The sequence below is a fragment of the Enterococcus sp. AZ188 genome, assembly GCF_050544075.1.
Lineage (GTDB): Bacteria > Bacillota > Bacilli > Lactobacillales > Enterococcaceae > Enterococcus_D > Enterococcus_D entomosocium.
In genome coordinates this window covers 1,240,968-1,260,068 of record NZ_CP172943.1, presented here as the reverse complement: position 1 = coordinate 1,260,068, position 19,101 = coordinate 1,240,968, and the positions used below count along the sequence as shown (strand labels likewise).

Sequence of the window (19,101 nt, the reverse complement as noted above, 5' to 3'; positions counted from 1 at the left end):
AACAAAGCCCTCTTTTCTTAGTGATCTTACTTATAAGATTCGCTAAAAAAAGAGGGATGGATGAAATTTATAGGTATTGTTTAACTGGGGCAAAGGTTTTTCGATGAATAGGGCAAATTCCATGGGCAGCTAACCCTTCTAAATGAACTTTGGTCCCATACCCAGCATTTTGATCAAACCCATAAAAAGGATACACATCATGAAAATCTTTCATTAAATTGTCACGATAGACTTTGGCAATGATACTTGCTGCGGCAATCGAAATGGAGCGGGCATCGCCTTTGATCAAGCTTTGTTGAGGGATGTCGGTCTCGATGGTCATCGCATCAATGAGCAAATGTTCCGGCTTGACCGCTAAGTCGATCAAAGCTTCTTTCATCGCCAGGCGGCTCGCTTGATAGATATTTATCCGATCGATTTCTTCAGGACTAACCACACCGATACCGACAGCAACGGCTTTATTTTGAATTTCGATAAACAGTTCTTCTCTTTTCTTCGCAGAAAGCTGTTTTGAATCATTTAACCCCAAAATCTGGCATTCTTTAGGCAGAATCACCGCAGCTGACACCACGGGTCCTGCTAAAGGTCCGCGCCCCACTTCATCTAAACCGGCGATAAAACGGGCGCCTTGTTGAAATGCTTCGTTTTCAAAACGCATCATTTCTTCGTATTTTTCCTGCAATAGCTGCTGTTTGACTAATTGTTTCTCATATCGTTGCAACAGCTTTTGGACCCCTGCGCGTTCATCTGCTAGCAATTCCTGCAAAAATGCCGGGTCATTAAAGGTTGGATCAAATAATCGCTCTTTGATTGTCTTAATCGGTTGTTTCATCTTGGCTTTCCATTTCCTCCACTCGATCTAGTGTATAACGGCCTAATTTTCCTTGCCGAATGTCAAAGACAACAAGCTCGCTTCCTCGATCATAGTTATCTTTATACCCACGTTTTTCAGTGATTTTCATCAACAGGTCCGGCGCTAACAACGCCTCTTCCTCCGCCTTTAGTTGGTAACGATTGGCGATTCTTTCAGGATAATAGCGGGCAAAAAAATCAAGTCCATACAATGCGATATCATCCAAATGGATCAGCTGATCTTTAATAGCCCCCGTCAATGCCAATTTTTTACCAATCTCAGGATCTTCAAATTTTGGCCATAAGATCCCAGGCGTATCTAGCAGCTCTAGATCAGTCCCAAAACGCAGCCATTGCTGTCCTTTGGTCACGCCGGGTTTATTACCCGTCTGAGCAATTTTCTTCCCTACTAAACGGTTCATCAAGGTTGATTTTCCGACATTCGGAATGCCAATCACCATCGCTCGAATCGCACGGGGCTTCAATCCTCTGGCTTTGTCACGAGCGATTTTTTCCTTCAAGACTTGCTTAGCCGTCGGGACAATGGCTTTGACGCCTTGATTGTCTTGGGCGTTGATCGCCAAGGCTAAATAGCCTTGTGCTTGGAAATAATGCTCCCATTTTTTGGTTTGAACGGGATCTGCTAAATCCGCTTTATTGATCAAGATCAATCGTGGTTTTTGCTGTAATAATTGATCCAGCATGGGGTTGCGGGATGAGATCGGCAAGCGTGCGTCCACGAGTTCAAAAACGATATCCACGAATTTTAATTTCTCACTTACTTCACGTCTGGCTTTCGCCATATGGCCTGGAAACCATTGAATGGTCATTTGAACGTTTTCCTCCTTGGTACTTCTTCGAATTGGTAAAAAAAGACAGTAGTGTCTAAATCCATGCAGTATATACCTAACAAGAACGAGGACTATTTGCTCTAAAACCATCAGAGAAACTAGTCACACTGGGCATTTTGCTAAAATTGCTTTAGGACAATGTTCTTGTTCCAACCTCGTGCATAGGTAAAGCTTTCAGCGCGATTCTCATGCGTCATACGCGCTTTCTCGCTTTTTAATTTTGGGGAAGTGGTTGGAAAAAGCTTGTCTACCCACTCATTCTTCCTTTTTTCTGACACCTTTACCATTAGACCGACTGTTTTTTACTACCTTTTATCTTCGTTATTGTACCATATTTCACACGACATGTTTCGTTCTGAGTAAGGTTAACAAGTCATTTTCTAGTGGATCTAGAGGAAAACCTGCTATCTTTGCTTCTTATCACTGGGAGTGATCAAATCATGCTGTTTTTTTCTTTTGATTCTGCTAATCACCAGCAGGAGTAGTAATAGTGTGGTGCTTACAACTAGCAGCACCCACAAATCCTGCTGGTTTGCTTTTTTTGCGGCATTTGTTTCATTTTCTTCATTGTAAGGAACCCTTTTGCCGCGAACCAATAAACGATGGCTATTGACCATATAGGGTGTGCAGGTTAGTAAGGTGACATAATCACTGCCTTTGACAATTTTTAGTGCTTCGGTATCATCAGGGGCGACCGTTTTAATCTGATCTATTTGATACGCCAACGTATCATCAAACGTTTCGATATAAAACTCATCGCCGATCTGCAGCTTAGGCAGATCCGTAAAGAGGGTTGCACTCGTTAACCCACGGTGTCCGCACAGAACTGCATGGGTATCTTCACCACCTATTGGATACGAAGCGCCCTCCAATAATGTTGCTCCTCTTTTTAACAACGTATCGGTGGTTTGATCAAAAATCGGGAGAGCGACACCAATCACGGGGATCTTTAAAACGCCGATCGTATGTCGTTCATAGTAATCAGGTGTATCGCCTGATTCTGAGTCCCTTGTTTCTGATAAATCTTGCGTTTCTTTGATTCCAGGATTGCTGGGATGCTGTGCCAGCTCTTGATTTACTCGTTCCAACTGGTTCCTTTTTTGTTGTTTTTCTATTTCACTCATTTTTTTAGCTTGGCTTTGGTAGTAGCTGATCAACTGTTGATCCAAAAAGGTGTTGAGCTGATTACTTACAAAAGGATAACTGATGATCAGAACACCTAGCAGCAGCAGAATACCCATTAGAACATCCAACAAAGTCACTTTTTGAGTAGGTACTTTCGTGCCATTTCTTTTCCTTTTGATTGTCATCGTGCATTTTCATCTCATTTACTTACCCTTTTTTCCGTTTAACAAAATAACACCCAGCTAAACCAACGATCACCACTCCGATGGCGCCCATTAAATACGTGCCGGCACCACCAGTTGCCGGTAAGGTTCCTTTGCGGCGGTTAGGGACTTTTTCTGGATCTCCCAATTGCTCTTTCGTTCCATAAGACGTTTCATGTACTTCAAAAGCGATGCGATTTGTTAGCAGTACATAATTTTTTGGTGCTTTTACTTCTTCCAAATAGTAGGTGCCAAATTTTAACCCGATGATATCAACTAATCCATCTGTCCCTGTGGTAAATTTCGTCGCTTCATCCGCTGTTTGCACCCAAGATACCTGTTTGGTTCCTTCTTCGATTTTCAGGTAGTTGGCATCATCACGGTCTTGATCCCGTACAACAAAAACTGCATCTGCCAATGCTTCGGTAGCGGTCACAGCCCCATCGACTTTTAAGAACCGTTTGCCCCCTGTCAAAACTTCCACGCTTGGAGGCGTTTGATCCGTCATGAAATCCGTTTCTACATTTGCTTCATTCGTAAAGCCATTGATAGGCATAGCCTGTTCATTTAAATACATATAATACACAAAGCGCAATTGATTTCCCGGCGTTAATTGCGGCACGAATTCTGGATTGATAGTTACCGTAAAGCCATGCTCTTTTTCCGTTACTTGGTAATTCGTCGCATCGATTTTCTGCTCTCCATCATACAACGCATAGCCCGTTTCTCCTTCAGCTGTATTTTCAAAAGTTAATGCTGGATCATGGGCATCGATCAATTGAAAATGTTTGTATTTATTTTCTGATCCTACTTTATCTTGAATACCTGATGGGATATTGACCGTTAGGTGATATTGGATTCTTTCGCCGATCTCTACGTCTTTGCCGTCTAATTGTGGTGTTGTTTTTGTAACATTTGTTGTGTCATTCTTGATTGTTAGCTCAACAGTAACGTTATTTCCTGAATCAATCGAGAAATCCTTGATTCTTTCTTCCTCGATTAAGCCGGCTTGACTTGGGGCTTTCGTTTCCTCTAATTGATAGGCGCCTGTTTCTAGTTGCGCAATCTTTAGCTGTCCTTTTTGGTTCTCACTCACATCGATACCAGCGTCTCCAGAAGCATATTGTTTGCCTGTCAAAAAACGATACGCTGCCTGTTTGTCAGTTGTCCATGTATAAAGTCCATCGGCTGAACTTAAAATGTATTTCTTGGTATTTTCGCGTCCTTCTTGCTTTGAAACAACAAATTCCGCATCATTCAGTGGTTCGTTTTCCCCCGTTCCTCGCTTATTCACAAGGAGCGTTCCTTCATTTGTGACGATATTTTTCGGATAAAGATGGATCGTGTCTAGCTCTTCTTCTCCATAAACATATGAGCCATCAGCTTGTTGGATCATTTCATATACGGGAAAGGCGATCACCATATTCTCAGCAGTTGTAACGCCGTCTTTAGGGGCTTCTACAATGGTGTAAACTGCATCCCGATCGGCTTGTTTTTTCGGCAATTCAAAAACCAAATCACCGGCTGCATCTGTTTTCCCGCTAGCTATAGGGGAACCAGACGTCAAGGTTTGGACTTGACGCTTGGCTTCTTCAACGGATGCCCCTGCAGATCGTTTTTCATAAAATGCTGCTGTCACATCATAGACAGAAAAAGTGACATCGGCTAAGCCTTGGTATTGATCAAACTCTTCCATCTCAGTCCCACTATTTTGAATCAATGAACCTGGCAGATTGACCATTTTCTTTTTATGGAGATGGATCTGTGCCAAATTGCTCTCTGCAGACACTTGCTGATTTTTTGTTCCAAAAAAGACCAATGGCAAAAGTAAAAATAGGAGACAAACCATTTTCGTATGATTAAAAATCTTTTTCATTGTTCTTTCCTCTCTTCTAAATTTTTTTTCGTTTTTCATTCGCTAATGGAAAAATTACTTTAATGAAGGCTTATCTTTGCGCTTAACGTGCAAATAGCTACCAGCTAAAAGGACTAGCAGACTTGCTGAAAGAATGACCATCCATCCATGCCAATTCCCTCCGGTTTCAGGAAGAGACACTTTCACTTGATTGGTTACGATCAATTCTATTTGATTGTTCTTTTCTCCAGAAACAAGAAGATTCGGTAGTCGTTCTTCATCGATAAAGACCTGACCATCCTCTTCAATCTTGATTTGGACAGGTGCTGTTAAACCTGCATAGCCTGCGGGTGTACCAGTTTCTTCCAAGGTATAGCTGCCGGGTGTGAGATCTTGGAAGTGAAATACCGCTAGTGCTTCTCCGTTTTCAGGCAGTTCGACAGTCCGTCCGTTTCCACTTAGCCGGAATTTTGCCCCCTCAAGTGCTTGTCCCAGTTCATCCTGTTTATTGACCACCAAATCAAAAGGTTTTAACTGATTGCCATGGGTAAGGGTCCAACAGTTGGCATCCCCGTCGACATTTTCCCCTTGATACTGGATTTTTCCGTCTGTACCAACGACAAATTCATAGTCACCGGCAACCGTATCATATCCGAGCGGACCGGCTGTTTCTGAGATACGATAAGCGCCAGGCTCAAGGATCGTAAATTCAGCCATCCCAACATCATCCGACGTTTCTGAGGCGATTTCTTGATAATCCCCTCCTGCTGTTTTTTGTTGAAGAGAAAAGACAGCGCCTGCTAACAATACTTGCTGCTCATTTTGCAACGTATATTTTCGTATAGCGACTGGAATTTCTTTAAACGGATTGGTAATCTCCAGGGTAATCGTATGCTCGACCAGTGTGACAGGTTGTCCATCAATCGTCGCATGCCCTTGCTCATCAATATGGATCAGCCACTCTGTTTGCTTAGCCAAATGATGTCCCGCCGGTGCAGTGACTTCCTTTAAACGATACGTCTGACTTTTTTGCAACGTAGTATCTGCTGGCAGCCCGTACGTTCCATCCCCTTGATCCACAAGGGTTACTGTCTTTCCAGCGCCCGTCAATTCAAAGACAGCACCTGTCAGCTTCACCTCTCCTACAGCGGATTTTTTGATCAGATTTAATGCGAGGGGCACAAACGTCTTTGTGTTTTTCCATGTAGAAACGTCCACTCTTGTCGATTCGTAGCCTGATACTGCCAGTTCATTTGTGACTTGATAATTAAACGTTTCTCCTTGATTGTTATAAAGCGGCAGTAGCCGGGTTTCTTCGTAATCCGTTCCATCCTTTTCAGAAACCGCGGAAACCTTGCTTCGTTCCCAACTTGTCTGATCTTGTGCATCGGTCTCAGTAAGTTTGAGATATCCTGTTTGCCAGCTCTCCTTGCTAGTAACTGGGCTTCTGCTTATTTCAAAATAGACAGATTCTGGGCGACTTGACGTATCGCCATCGTATTCCTCCCAGACTTTTTTGATCGTCAACTCTTTCCCAGGTGCTTTGGCAGAAGGCACACCAAACAATGCCTTTTGATCGGACTGATGATTCGGATAAAAAACCGTTTCTCCATTCATTTGATACCAAGTATCTGGTTTAAAATCCGCTGCTTCCGTTTGAATCCGCACTTGATAATGAATTTGCAGTTCCTGTCCTTCGCCTAAATAAAGACCAGAAGCATTGAGTGTATTGTCAGATATCGTGACCTCAGGCTGCACCGTTAGAGCAGCAGAACCGACACTTTTGATGGACAAGCTATTTTCTTCGTATAAAAATGGCTGCGAAATGGGGTCAGTAATCTCTCCATCAGTGACTGTCGCCGAAATATGAAGGGCTTTTTTCTCGAGATAGTCGGCAATATCCGCTGCTTCATTGGCTGACTCATAATAAAGATGCCCCTCTTCATCAGCAGAAACCATCTGTCTCATTTTGTTCTCAACATCGGCCTTTGTATACCCAGCTGTTTGATCCCCTTGCAGTTGAATCCCCAATCCGTGAATCTCAATCCCGCGCTCTTTTAACGCCATCGCCTCACCGATCGTGGCGACAAACGTATTGTTGATCCATTTAGAGTTACCGTACTGATCAGATGCAAAATACCCGTTGTAGAGATGTGAAGTATTCATCGGCTGGTCTTGAGAAAGAGAAAAGGCGGTTCCATAATAACTACCATCTGCTTGTGTATGCACTTTGGACACATGATAACTGTAGGTCGGCACGCCATCTGTTAGCAAAACGATGACTTTCTTATGTCCATTTTGCGTTGATAGCATATCCCCAGCTTGGCGCAGCCCTCTTTGGGTAAAGGTCCCCCCAGCTGCTGTTTCTGGCGTCATCGTTCGGATCGTCTCTTTGACTTCAGAAAATTTTCCTAACTGGCAGGTTTTGTTTTGGTAATTGTTACCATCACTGGAATAACCGACATAGCCCATGTAAACACTGTCTTGAATGCCGCTTCCTTCAATTTGATTCAAAAAGCGATCCACACCTTTTTTTACTTCAGTGATGCGTCCCATCTCATTCATACTCCCTGACCAATCCACTACCAACACAACATCGATCGGATCAATTTGGCGTTGAACATTCCCTCGTACATTTAGGTAGACATCAAACAGTCCTGGAGTATTCGTCTCTTTTGCAAATTTCCGTAAAGCAAAATCCGCTTCATCTCCCACACCACCATACTCAATATACGAGTTGATCAAATTTTCTGGATCACCATTCCATGTAGCTACGCCATCCCAGGTTTCGCCTGCATCTTTGTTCCCCTGATGATTTAAGACATTGCTCTTTTCATCAATTGTCCAATTAGCCGAAGGATACGTCCCGCTTTGGTCTGTCGTATAATCTGGTTCAATCGAAGCAAAAGCCTGTGAAACGGTCGTTTTTTGATAAAGACGTTCTTGTTTAAACGGTTCAATGAGTGTTTCGTCTTCAGAAGAACTTGTCGTTGTTCCTGTTTCCTTTGTCTCTTCCTGCGTTTCTTCATTCGAAACACCTTTTGAGTCTTCATTCGACACTTGTTCCGAAGTTGACTCCGTGCCGGTTTCTGCAGCTTGTGAATCAGTTGAGCTGACTTCCACCCTATCTGAGGAAGCAGATTCTGTCGCAAGCGGAATGTCAACTATCAATTCATCCAAAGACGCCAATTTGTGCGATTCTTGATTTTCGTGATCATATTCTTCAATCTGAATCGCCAACTTCAGTTTTTTTGTTTCACTAGGTAGTTGAAACGTTACTTCTTGTTCACAGGGTGTTTGCAAGAAGTCTTGTGTTGTTAGCCAAGACTGCGCGGATTCATCCTCAATAAAAACCACCTCTTTGTTGTTCGTTTTCGTTAGCGGTTGTTCTTTTGTTTCATCAAGTGCATATAATTGTAGCCAGATGCGTTGCTGTTTGTTTTTTTGTGATAGCTGATATCGTAAAGTAAATTGATTGCCCTCCCGTTGACCTGTCAGCTTGATCTGCTCCGTTTCGGTAATAGCGATCGTATTTTCTTCTTGTGCACTTGCTGTCCCATTTGTTTGCAAACTCGAATAAATGAAAAATAATATCCCCCCTAACATACAGAAAATGAAAGAGAACCAGTGGTGTCTCTTTGTCAAAAACATAAAAAGACCTCCTTTCAAAGAATCAAAAATTACAAGCTGATGATACAAGAAAGAAGCGAAAGACACCTCTTTTATTTATTTTCTGAAAAACAGGAAAAATTTACGCATCTGTAGTTATCCATAAATAAAACAAAGTTTTTTATTTCAAAGCGGAACCAATTAACCAACGTTATTTAATAACTAAAAAAAACTAGCGTTTTTCACATGCGATTTCTATTTTTGTTCTTTATGAGACAGCTCTGGCAAAAATTTGTCTCAGTTTTTCTAAAAAAAAGCAAAAGTTTTGAGACGTGTCTTTACACAGTAATATAAATAAGTTATTAATAAAATAAGAAGGTGATCATTTGATTGAAAAAATACTCTTAGATACCCGAGCATTAGACAAAATCGGACTCTACGGAAAACTACTATCAATTGCTCCGGGTGAATACAACATAGAGTTCGTGAAAAATCTGACCCATTTAAGTGCAACGAGATTGAAAAGTTTACTTTCCTCGATCCAAGAGGACCTGCAAAACCTCTCCCCAGTAAATCTTTCATTACATAAAAACACCCTTAGTCTCCCTAAAAATTTGATTGAATACAATCAATATCAGCAGTTTTTAGCCCAAGAAAGTATTTCTTATAAAATGTTGTTAAGTATCTTGACCAACCAAGATGAAAGTTTGCTGGCATTTTGCCAAAGAAACTATATCAGTCGTTCGACTTGTTTCCGACAAACTAAAAAGCTTCAGGATCATTTAAAGGAATTCAACGTAACCTTAAATCAATCCGCCATGACGCTTATCGGTTCAGAGATGGTGATTCGCATCTTATTGTTTAATTTTATCTGGCACATTTCTTTAGGGGATAGTTTGGTGAAGGCCTTTGACCAAGAGATCGAAGAGCTTTTTGTTACCTATGAAGGAACGAAATACAAAAGCAAGTATGAAATTGGCAAAAAAGAAGCCTTACTTCATTGCAAGATTTGTCTGTTTCGTTTAAAGGATGGTCACAAGACAAATCTTTATCAGTTAACGAACCGATCATTTATCCCCAGTGGTGAAAAGCTTGATTTCTTCTCTGCTTTCTTTATGATCATTGATTCAGCAATAGACATTCTTGAGATCAATTCTTTGTTCTTTCTTTTTTATTACTGGCCGATGCTGACTTCTGCCAAAGATGTGCGTCTTCCGATTGTAGCGGATTGTTACAATCACGAAAAGTTAGAATTAAAAGAGCTGATGACTGAGTTTGAAGAACATTGCCAAAAATTTCTCTGTGATTTTGACTTCGACCATCAGTCGTTCCTTTATATGAATACATATCTTACGTTGCTGAAGTTCTGTATATTTAAGCAAAAAGTCCCCCTTTCAAATTTTTTCGAAGCAAATGTCATTAAGGATAAATACCCATTACATACGATTTTGACAAATACCATTCAAAGTTTTTGGCGTAAAATAGCAAATCGTAAAGGTTATGAGTGGTTAAAAACCTGTTATACCGATCTTGCTTTTTATCAAGCCTGTTTGCTTTATCCCATTTACATTGAAAAGGAACAAAAATATAAACTTAAAGTTGCTTTTGTCTATGTATCTAACTACTTGGTTTCCATGGAAGTTTTTAATATATGTGAACGGTTGCCCTACGTTGAAATTGAACGGATCACGCTGCCAACTGAAGAACCTTTTGACTTTTATATTTTGAGCTCACCACAGCTTTTACCCCCTTTTACAACCGAAGAAAACTCGGCAATCATTGATTTTTGTCGCTATCGTGATTTTGAAACGAATTTATGTCAGAAACTATCGAATGCTTTTAATGAAAAAATAAAAAAATTAACAGCAATTAGTGACTAAGCAAACGCTTCTTTCGATGCTAACCATTTCCCTTTGGAAAAAGAATAAAAAGCTAGACAAAATCCCCCCTTGGAATCAACGGATAATTCCAAGGGGGGGATTCATTATTTAATTATTTATTGATTTTACACAAACTAAATCAATCGAATATGAGTCAATGGATAATAAACAAAACGAGCATTGCCTAAAATGGCCTCTCCTGATATTGGTCCAAAGGAACGGCTATCTTTGGAGGCACGTCGATTGTCTCCAATGACAAAGTAACTATCTTTCCCTAACTTCTCAACACCTAATAAAGATTCCAAATCAAAGTCATTGGTGTAAGAGACAGACTCGTGATCATTGCTGCGGTTCTTCACTAGAAAATCTTCATCTACCGGTTCATCATCAATGTAAAGCTGATCATTGACATATTTTACTGACTCACCCGGTAAGCCAATCACCCGCTTGATATAGGTCGAACCATCCGGCAACTGGAAAACAACGACATCAAAACGTTGGATGGGCGAAATCTTCTCAATGACCACCATGTCTCCTTGTTTTAAGGTTCCTTCCATCGAATTTCCTTCAACAGGAACTGGGATCAACAAGAATGCCCGAATCAAGAATGCTGTTGCAAAAGCGATCAACGCATATTTCACTACTAGCCAAAAACGATCAACCCAGAGTTTTTTCGCCTCCACACGTCTGCCTCCTCTCCAATTTTTCACTTAGTTTATTCTTCAGAAAGCAAGGACAGTGCTTTTAAATATGCTGGGTCCTCTGCTTTGAGTTTCTCCGTTACTTCTTTTTCGATCGCTTGGGCAGTGTCTGCATCGACTTCCCCAGTCACTTTTAAATCATGAGCCTCTTGGAAAGTCTTCACTGCTGCTGTCGTCTCATCGTTGAAGGTATCACCACTAGTGGCATACCCTAACGCTTTAAGAAATTGATTTAGATTATTGACTGCCGTTGATGATTGTCCAGCTTTTAAGGCATTGTCCCGTGGTAATGGCGGGAAATACGCATACTCTGGATAGTCCTCTTCATAGTCCGGCATCACACCTTGATCATTGACCCAATTTTCATCCGGTGTCAGCCATTTCATGACCGTCATTTTTAATTCACTATTATCCCCCAGATCCTTCACGTTCTGAACGGTTCCCTTGCCGAAGGTTTCTGTACCAACAACTGGGATATCCGCTGATTCTTGCAAGGCTGCGGCAAAAATCTCCGATGCAGAGGCACTGCCGCCGTCGACTAAAACAACGACCGGCTCTGTGACTTTGAATCCTTCATCCAATGCTTCGCTCGCTTTGGTCTCACTGACCACCCCTTGATTGTTGGCAAACTTCACGATCGTTTGGCCGTTTTCTAAAAACATACTTGCCATGATCTGTACTTGGTCCAGCAATCCGCCAGGATTTTGTCTTAAATCCAAAACAAACGACTTTGCGCCGGCTTCTCGCAGTTCGGTGATGGTTTCTTTCAACTCAGCTGCTGTGTTTTCACCAAAGGAGGTAATATCGATACGACCGATTGTGTCATTATTTTCAGCAATTTCTCCATGGACTGTTTCGATTGGGATCACATCACGAGTGATCTCCACATCAAAGGTGTCCTGATCACGTTGAATCGTTAAGGTGACTTTCGTCCCTTTTTCACCACGAATCTTTCCCACAACTTCAGATAATTCCTGTCCTTGCGTATCTTCACCGTCTACCTTGACGATTCGGTCATTGATCCGCAGACCACTTTTTTCAGCAGGCGTATTTTTTATCGGCGCTTGTGCGACTTCTGGATAGTCTTCAACGATTGACAAGGTAGCACCAATCCCTTCAAAACTTCCAGAAAGTGATTGTTCTAAGTTATCCGCATCTGATTGGTTCAAATACGTCGTATAAGGATCATCTAGCGCATCAGTCATCCCTTGAAGGGCACCTTCTATCAAGGCATCCTCATCAACTTCTTGGTAATAATTCGCAAGGATTTGGTCATATAGCGACTGGATTTTCTCCATTCCGCTGGCTTCTGTGGTCGTTTCTGTCACCGGTTGCGTCGTCTGCTGATTTTGCTGAGCCGTTTGCCATAAATAGACACCGCCTCCTGACAAAATTGCGACACAAACGAGAGAAACGATATATCGGCTCGTCGTTAAACCTTTCATTCACAACACCTCTCTGAGAAAAAACAGCTCCGTTCTGCGGATTTTATGCAACCATACAAAACGAAGGATAGTTTTTTTATTTGTTATTTTCGAGATACTCTGCCCAGATACGATCAAAAATATCCATGGATGGCAAATAATCAACATTTAGTTCCAGATAAGAAGAGACTTCATCATAGTCATCGCTGTGCTTCGGAAACTGGATATCATGACTTGCATGAGTAGCAAAGATCTGGGCCTCATCTGTATGACTCGGTCCTTTGACTGCCATTAAATAGGTATAAAAACTTTTACGCATGTTCTTGCTCCCAATGATTTTCTAAAAAGGCTGCTCTACGGGCATGATTGCGAGCAAAATTCTCAGGATTCTTTTTGTAATACTCTTGGTGCTCTTCTTCCGCTAAATAAAAAGGTTGGGCTGGTTCGATCGTGGTCACGATCGGATCGGTAAATCGACCGGAAGCCTGAAGCGCCTCTTTGCTGGCTTCGGCTTTTTTCCGCTGCTCTTCATTAAAATAGAAGATAGCCGGACGATAATTGTCGCCGCGATCTTCAAATTGACCAAAAGCATCTGTCGGATCCGTTTGCTGCCAATAGATCGTCAAAAGGTCTTCATAACTGATTTTTTCAGGATCAAAAATGATTTCCACTGCTTCAGTATGCCCTGTTTGATGGCTTTTGACTTCTTCATAGGTTGGATTTTCGGTATGTCCTGCGGTATAGCCGGAAAAAATTGAATGCACCCCTTCTAATTCATCAAAGGGTTGGATCATACACCAAAAGCACCCACCGGCAAAAATTGCTCGTTCCATTATTCATCCTCCGTTTCAGCTGGTAAATATAAACTCATTTGAATTTCATCATCCACAAGATTGATTTTGTTGGCTTTGATAAACAAGCCATTTTGCATACGGAATTGATCCAAACGTATCAAAATGATTTGTTCATCGGCATTGACATCGATCCAGTCAGGAAATTTAAAACTACGTTTGATCATTTTCATTACTTCACTGGTGGGCAGATCCAAGGTGCCGATTGATAAGCTTTTGGCTTTCAATTGAACGTTACCTTCTTCGGTCACGTAAGGATCAAAATAGAGATAGAAGGTGATAGGAAATCCTAATACTTGAAACTCTCCCGTCAACAATGCCTCATTTCTTAGCTCAAAATTATACTTGACCTCTTGATCTTTTTGAAAATCTGACAGATAAAAATCAATCAATTGGTTGACCTGGCTCTTGTTGCTGTTAACGGTCAGAACAGGACTGCCCTCCCGTTGAACAAGTTCAGCACTTTCATTTAAGCCGGTTTCTCGCTGTTGAAAAATTCTTGAAGCAAAGAAAACCGTTGTGCCTAAAAGGATACCGACCAACACTAGAAAAGCAATTTTCCAGTAGTTGATCGATTTTTTTTTCGTTGCAGCTGTTTTTTCCGGCTGCTTCGTTGATTCGCTTGGTTTCATTTTGCTTCCTCCTCTAGCAACCAATAATTTTGCGTTTTGATCACTTCATCGCGAACGGCATTCGCCATCAGTTGATACCCAAGATTATTGGGATGGAAGCGATCGCCTTCATACAAAACATTGTTTGTGATATTATTCCCGACAGTTTGCGATGAGTCAGTTGTCGTTGAAGTACTGCTTTGTGATTCGTCCGAAGCTGTCGTCGATGAATCAGATAAGCGTTCTGTGTCCGATGATTCGGCAGTTTTCTCTGATTCCCCTTCTTCTGTATCAGCAATACCGACCTCATCACTTAACCCTTTATAGAGCAAATCGTTGATAGGAATAAAAAAGGCATTGTCTTGCTGATTGACGAACGTTTCCGTTTGTTTATTCCAGTTATCAATGATCGTCTGCATATCCGTGATTTCTGGGAAATTCAGATAAAATGGATTGTAGATGCCCAAGACATAGATTGGTGCATCACTATTCAAATCGCGGATTTGAGCAAACAAGTCTTTTAAACGTTCCTGGTAATCTTCCATCGGTTCCGTAAACGTCTCAATGCTCAAGCCGAAGAAATTGCTCTGAATCACTTTTAGTACGTCGTTACCGCCGACAGTCAAGGTAATCAAATCCGCTTGACTAAGATCTTGGCGTAAGTCTTCATCGTTTTTCACTCGCTTTAAAATCTGATCGCTTCTTTCACCAGCGACCCCATAATTTTTAGTTACCAAATTGCTCAAATCATAGCGATCCTCTAGATCCCCAGCCAAAATTGGCACAAAGCCACCACGAGCTGTTTCATCACCAACCCCTTCTGTCAAGGAATCCCCAAGAGCGAGATATTCAATGGCGGATTTTTTCGAATCATTGGCTGCTAGCTTGTCCACAGGGGTCAGCAATGGTTGGGCTTTGGGAACAGTAAAATGAAACAGTAAGCCAGTTCCAATAGCTATCAATCCCACAACGAGTAGATAAGTTACTAATTTCTTCCATTTCACAGGTATTCAAACTCCTTTGTAATCTTTGCTATTTTAACAAAATTCTCATAAAATTCCTAGTCGCAATCCTTCAAACTTAAGAAAGAAAACAGCTACCTGCCAAAGAGTCGACAAGCAAAGGCAGCTTCTTTTTTTGTTTTTTCTTCCTGACAGCTTGTCATACGCCAAAAAGCGATTCGTCATTAAACGAATCGCTGAAAGAAAACATGCTTTTTTATTCCGTACTATAAGTAATCGCAAAGGCACCTTTACCTGTGTGAGTGGCGATGATCGGTGTCGTGTGCAACAAGGGGATATCCAACTCGGGGAATAGTTCCGCTAATTCCTTTTGGAAACGTTCTGTGATTTCTAACCCTTCAGCATGAGAAATACCAATTTTCGTCACTTTAGGCATACTCTTCAGTTCAGCTTTTAACTCTTCAAACCATTTATTGAAGGTCTTGACACCACGTCCTTTGACGACTGGAATCAGTTCTGAATGATCAAAATCCATAATCACTTTCATGTTCAGCAAACTCGATAAAAGACCTTTGGCACGACTGATACGACCGCCTTTTACTAAGTTTTCTAACGTTGAAACGCCGATAAATAATTTCGTATGCTCCCGCACCAAATCCACCTCTGGTAAAACTTCTTCTAGTGTCTTACCGGCTTTAGCCAATTCTGCTGCCCTAATCACTTGAAAAGCCAACGCTTGGTCTGTCGTGTCACTATCGATCACGGTGACTTTGGCTTTTGATAAATGACTGGCTTGACGAGCCGCTTCCACGGTTCCGCTAAGCCCTTTGGTCATATGAATCGATAGTATTTCACTGCCATCTTTGCCTAATTCATCATATAGTTCTACAAAATGACCGATTGGCGGCTGGCTAGTTTTAGGTAATTCTTTGGCTTGCGCCATCATTTGCATAAATTTTTCTCCCGGCAGCGTTTCATCATCTGGATAAACGACACCATCGATCATTACAGATAAAGGCACGACATGGATAGCCAAAGCATCACGGACACTTGGTTCCATCGTACTGGAAGAATCTGTCACAATTTTAAGATTTGCCATCATATATTCACTCTCTCTTTAAATCAAGTCTTTTTTCGTGGTAAAATAACCACAGACCATTTATACTAAGTATAACAGAGAGAAAATTTTTTTTCATCTAATTTCGATTCGAAAGGACGGTGCCGAATGCAGCACATGAAGTTTAGTCGCAGATATTTGATCGTCAATGAAGTATTAAATGCAGTAACCCACGGGATCGGATTAGGACTGAGTATCGCAGGACTGGTCATCCTCTTAATCAAGGGGGCAAATCTAGGGTCACCTATCCATATCGTTTCCTATGCCATTTATGGGTCGATGATGATTTTGCTCTTCCTCTTTTCTACCTTATTTCACAGTTTGATTTTTACCAAAGCAAAAAAGGTCTTCCAAGTCTTTGATCATGCCTCCATTTTCTTGCTGATCGCCGGAAGCTATACACCTTTTTGCTTGCTTAGTATCCAAGGCTGGCTTGGCTGGTCACTCTTTGTCTTGATTTGGCTACTAGCAATTAGCGGCATCGTTTATAAGTCACTGACTCTTCATAAAAAAGAGACTGTCTCAAAAATCTCCACCCTGATCTACATCATCATGGGCTGGCTATGTGTCGTCGCCTTTAAACCTCTGATCGAACATTTAGGCTACTGGGGAACATTTTTACTAGCAAGCGGTGGTGTTTCTTATACTGTAGGTGCGCTATTCTATAGTTTAAAATCCGTTCGATTCATGCATGTGGTTTGGCACTTATTCGTTATGTTAGGTGCTGGACTGATGTACTTCTCCGTCTTGTTGTATACCTAAAAATGAAGCATTGCTTACAAACAAAGAACAGGAAACTTTCGCTGCAGAAAGCTTCCTGTTCTTTTATTTTCTATGATAAAATTCAAATTGATGGGGATAACGGTTCTTTTCATCGACGATCCCATCGATCACATGATCAAGTTTCCATTGCGCCCAATCAATCTCTGGGAAATACACATCTCCGTTAAATTCCGCAGCGATCACTGTACGGTACAATTGATCGCAATCGTCAATCATCGCTTCAAAAACACCCGCTCCACCAGTTAAAAAAACGGGATGCTCTTGTTGCTTCACATACGCTAAGATTTCCTCTCGGTCATGCATCACTAACGCGCCGTTGGCTTGATAGTGTGGATCACTTGTCAAAACGATCGTCGTACGCTGCGGCAGTAATCTTTTTCCCATGCCTTCAAAGGTTTTGCGCCCCATTATAATCGTATTATTGATGGTTTGCTCTTTAAAAAATTTCAAATCATTCGGCAAATGCCACGGCAGTGTGCCATCCGCTCCGATCAAACCCTTTTGATCTTGTGCCCAAAGTGCGATCAACATAAAAATTACATCCCTTCTGTATAAAATGATTCCGAAATAGTAGCAGCAACCTGCAGCCGCTGCATCAGCTGAAAAGCTGATTCATGCTCAAATGAATCTTTGTTGCGCTCATCAAAGCGCAAGCCATCACAGGCTTGGTAAACAATTGTGCCGCCGCTTCTTTGGACATTTCTCGGCCATTCCCCATCGTTTAAACGCGCGTTGTTGTTTTTCAGTAAGGTCGGTATCAGGGAGATAGGAAAGAGAGCACTACCAGCTGCGACATCAATTTCTTGTATTTGAAAAAAGTCAGCTGCGATCTCGTTGATCAAGCGCTCCGTTCTTTGCCACGTTTGCGGATGACTCGCAAACGCCCTTGCAGTTCGCCCTAGGATACAATACGTATTCTCTGGTAACGGCTGTTTGCTTATTGCCACAAGTTCTTCTGGATACGTCTCGATCCAAGTCACTACGCGATCAAAATCACAAATATGCAATGAATCCAGCATTGGTAAATTATGCTGTGCAGCAAAAACAAGTCTTCTGCGGGCATCCGCCGCCCCTTTTGCTGGTATAAAAATGGCAGTGCACTGCTGATTTGATCGAATGGCTTCTTTTAGCTCCGGCACTGTTTCCTCGGATACGGATAGCCAAACTGCATCATAGTGCTGATGCAAGAAATCAATGCATTGATCAATGAGCAATGCATGAATCGATCCAGCATGTCTCTGATGAAAGGTCGCCGCAAAGCCTCGTTTGTGGGTATTTTCCATTACGCCTCATTCCTTTCTTTATGAAATGAAACCAAACAACCACTTAAACTGCGATCGGTGCTTTGATTGTTGGATGCGGATCATACCCTGCCAGGGTAATATCTTCCATTTCAAAATCAAAGATTGACTGTTTTTCAGGATTTAACTGTAAGCTTGGCGCCGGACGTACTGAACGAGTCAACTGTTCCTTCATCTGTTCTATATGATTACTGTACAGATGAGCATCACCTAATGTATGGATAAAATCTCCGACTTCTAGTCCAGTTTCATGAGCAATCAGGTGCGTTAATAGCGCATAACTAGCAATATTAAAGGGAACGCCTAAAAAGACATCGGCACTGCGTTGATATAACTGACAGCTTAAGCGACCATCATGAACATAAAATTGAAACATCGTGTGACAAGGGGGCAACGCCATCGTCGGTACATCTTCTGGATTCCAAGCAGAGACGATCAAACGACGAGAGTCTGGCGTTGTTTTGATCATCTCGATCACTTCTTTGATTTGATCGATAAACCCACCCGTACTTTTTTCCCAATGGCGCCATTGGTACCCATAAACATGACCCAAATCGCCGAAGGTTTCAGCGAATGTATCATCAGATAAGATTTTTTCACAAAACTGTTTCAACTCATGTTGGTACTGTTCATTGAAAGCTTCATCCACTAAGGAACGACGGCCAAAGTCCGTCATGTCAGGACCTGTGTAAGCATCACTTTTAATATAGCGTTCAAACGCCCATTCATCCCAAATGTGGTTATTATGTTCTAGGAGATAACGAATGTTGGTATCTCCTTTTAGAAACCACAATAATTCGCTTTTGATCAATCCAAAAGGAACTCTCTTGGTTGTCAGCAATGGAAAGCCTTGGGACAGATCAAAACGCATTTGGTGACCAAAGACACTGCGTGTTCCCGTTCCGGTACGATCACTTTTATCATTGCCTTCTGCTAATATTTTTCTTCCTAGATCTAAATATGCTTGTTCCATCGT

17 protein-coding genes are annotated in these 19,101 nt (G+C 41.7%); 2 read left to right on the top strand and 15 right to left on the bottom strand.

Going from position 1 to position 19,101, the window contains the following annotated elements; genetic code table 11:
• Positions 1-67 precede the first annotated feature (67 nt).
• The 5 genes from IGI86_RS05900 to IGI86_RS05880 form a co-directional block, all read right to left on the bottom strand.
• A complete protein-coding gene (locus IGI86_RS05900; RefSeq protein ID WP_016621295.1) occupies positions 68-832 on the bottom strand; it encodes a ribonuclease HII in 765 nt (254 codons plus the stop codon).
• Positions 816-1,682 carry a ribosome biogenesis GTPase YlqF gene (ylqF, locus tag IGI86_RS05895; RefSeq protein ID WP_005229614.1) on the bottom strand — a complete coding sequence of 289 codons (867 nt, stop codon included), beginning with the start codon at positions 1,680-1,682 and terminating at the stop codon, positions 816-818. Before ylqF ends, IGI86_RS05900 begins: the two co-directional genes overlap by 17 nt.
• Positions 1,683-2,107: 425 nt before the next feature.
• Positions 2,108-3,013, bottom strand: a complete 906-nt coding sequence (locus tag IGI86_RS05890; protein ID WP_016613220.1) for a class C sortase — start codon at positions 3,011-3,013, stop codon at positions 2,108-2,110.
• A 22-nt stretch (positions 3,014-3,035) separates the two neighbouring features.
• Entirely contained in the window at positions 3,036-4,907 is a 1,872-nt protein-coding gene (locus IGI86_RS05885) for a SpaH/EbpB family LPXTG-anchored major pilin (protein WP_430617799.1), read from the bottom strand.
• A gap of 54 nt (positions 4,908-4,961) precedes the next feature.
• The gene (locus IGI86_RS05880; protein WP_430617798.1) at positions 4,962-8,537 is read right to left on the bottom strand and encodes a SpaA isopeptide-forming pilin-related protein; all 3,576 of its coding nucleotides are present in this window, start codon (positions 8,535-8,537) and stop codon (positions 4,962-4,964) included.
• A gap of 344 nt (positions 8,538-8,881) precedes the next feature.
• Between IGI86_RS05880 and IGI86_RS05875 the strand changes: the two genes are divergently transcribed.
• Positions 8,882-10,375 (top strand): helix-turn-helix domain-containing protein, encoded by a 1,494-nt coding sequence (locus tag IGI86_RS05875; RefSeq protein ID WP_005236849.1) that lies wholly within the window; start codon positions 8,882-8,884, stop codon positions 10,373-10,375.
• A 134-nt stretch (positions 10,376-10,509) separates the two neighbouring features.
• Here the strand turns inward: IGI86_RS05875 and lepB are convergent, their stop codons facing one another.
• The 7 genes from lepB to IGI86_RS05840 all read right to left on the bottom strand — a co-directional run bounded on the left by lepB (position 10,510) and on the right by IGI86_RS05840 (position 16,023).
• Entirely contained in the window at positions 10,510-11,058 is a 549-nt protein-coding gene (lepB, locus tag IGI86_RS05870; protein ID WP_008379649.1) for a signal peptidase I, read from the bottom strand.
• A gap of 32 nt (positions 11,059-11,090) precedes the next feature.
• Complete coding sequence (locus IGI86_RS05865; protein ID WP_086299603.1) at positions 11,091-12,521, bottom strand: S41 family peptidase; 1,431 nt, start codon at positions 12,519-12,521, stop codon at positions 11,091-11,093.
• A gap of 76 nt (positions 12,522-12,597) precedes the next feature.
• The gene (locus tag IGI86_RS05860) at positions 12,598-12,819 is read right to left on the bottom strand and encodes a YozE family protein (protein WP_005236867.1); all 222 of its coding nucleotides are present in this window, start codon (positions 12,817-12,819) and stop codon (positions 12,598-12,600) included.
• Positions 12,812-13,333, bottom strand: a complete 522-nt coding sequence (gene msrA, locus IGI86_RS05855) for a peptide-methionine (S)-S-oxide reductase MsrA (RefSeq protein WP_008379644.1) — start codon at positions 13,331-13,333, stop codon at positions 12,812-12,814. Before msrA ends, IGI86_RS05860 begins: the two co-directional genes overlap by 8 nt.
• Positions 13,333-13,983 carry a YpmS family protein gene (locus IGI86_RS05850; RefSeq protein ID WP_005236869.1) on the bottom strand — a complete coding sequence of 217 codons (651 nt, stop codon included), beginning with the start codon at positions 13,981-13,983 and terminating at the stop codon, positions 13,333-13,335. The genes msrA and IGI86_RS05850 overlap by 1 nt, the downstream gene beginning before the upstream one ends.
• On the bottom strand, positions 13,980-14,966 hold the full coding sequence (locus IGI86_RS05845) for an SGNH/GDSL hydrolase family protein (RefSeq protein WP_086317054.1): 987 nt from the start codon (positions 14,964-14,966) through the stop codon (positions 13,980-13,982). Before IGI86_RS05845 ends, IGI86_RS05850 begins: the two co-directional genes overlap by 4 nt.
• Positions 14,967-15,180: 214 nt before the next feature.
• A complete protein-coding gene (locus IGI86_RS05840) occupies positions 15,181-16,023 on the bottom strand; it encodes a DegV family protein (protein WP_034872242.1) in 843 nt (280 codons plus the stop codon).
• Positions 16,024-16,149: 126 nt separating this feature from the next.
• Between IGI86_RS05840 and trhA the strand changes: the two genes are divergently transcribed.
• Positions 16,150-16,803 (top strand): PAQR family membrane homeostasis protein TrhA, encoded by a 654-nt coding sequence (gene trhA, locus IGI86_RS05835; RefSeq protein ID WP_005236874.1) that lies wholly within the window; start codon positions 16,150-16,152, stop codon positions 16,801-16,803.
• A gap of 63 nt (positions 16,804-16,866) precedes the next feature.
• Here the strand turns inward: trhA and IGI86_RS05830 are convergent, their stop codons facing one another.
• From IGI86_RS05830 to IGI86_RS05820, 3 genes are read right to left on the bottom strand one after another with little or no spacing between them, the layout of a single operon-like run.
• The gene (locus IGI86_RS05830; RefSeq protein WP_008379636.1) at positions 16,867-17,355 is read right to left on the bottom strand and encodes a dihydrofolate reductase; all 489 of its coding nucleotides are present in this window, start codon (positions 17,353-17,355) and stop codon (positions 16,867-16,869) included.
• A 5-nt stretch (positions 17,356-17,360) separates the two neighbouring features.
• A complete protein-coding gene (locus IGI86_RS05825; RefSeq protein ID WP_016621290.1) occupies positions 17,361-18,107 on the bottom strand; it encodes a hypothetical protein in 747 nt (248 codons plus the stop codon).
• 43 nt (positions 18,108-18,150) lie between these two features.
• Entirely contained in the window at positions 18,151-19,098 is a 948-nt protein-coding gene (locus IGI86_RS05820; protein WP_005236877.1) for a thymidylate synthase, read from the bottom strand.
• Positions 19,099-19,101 lie beyond the last annotated feature (3 nt).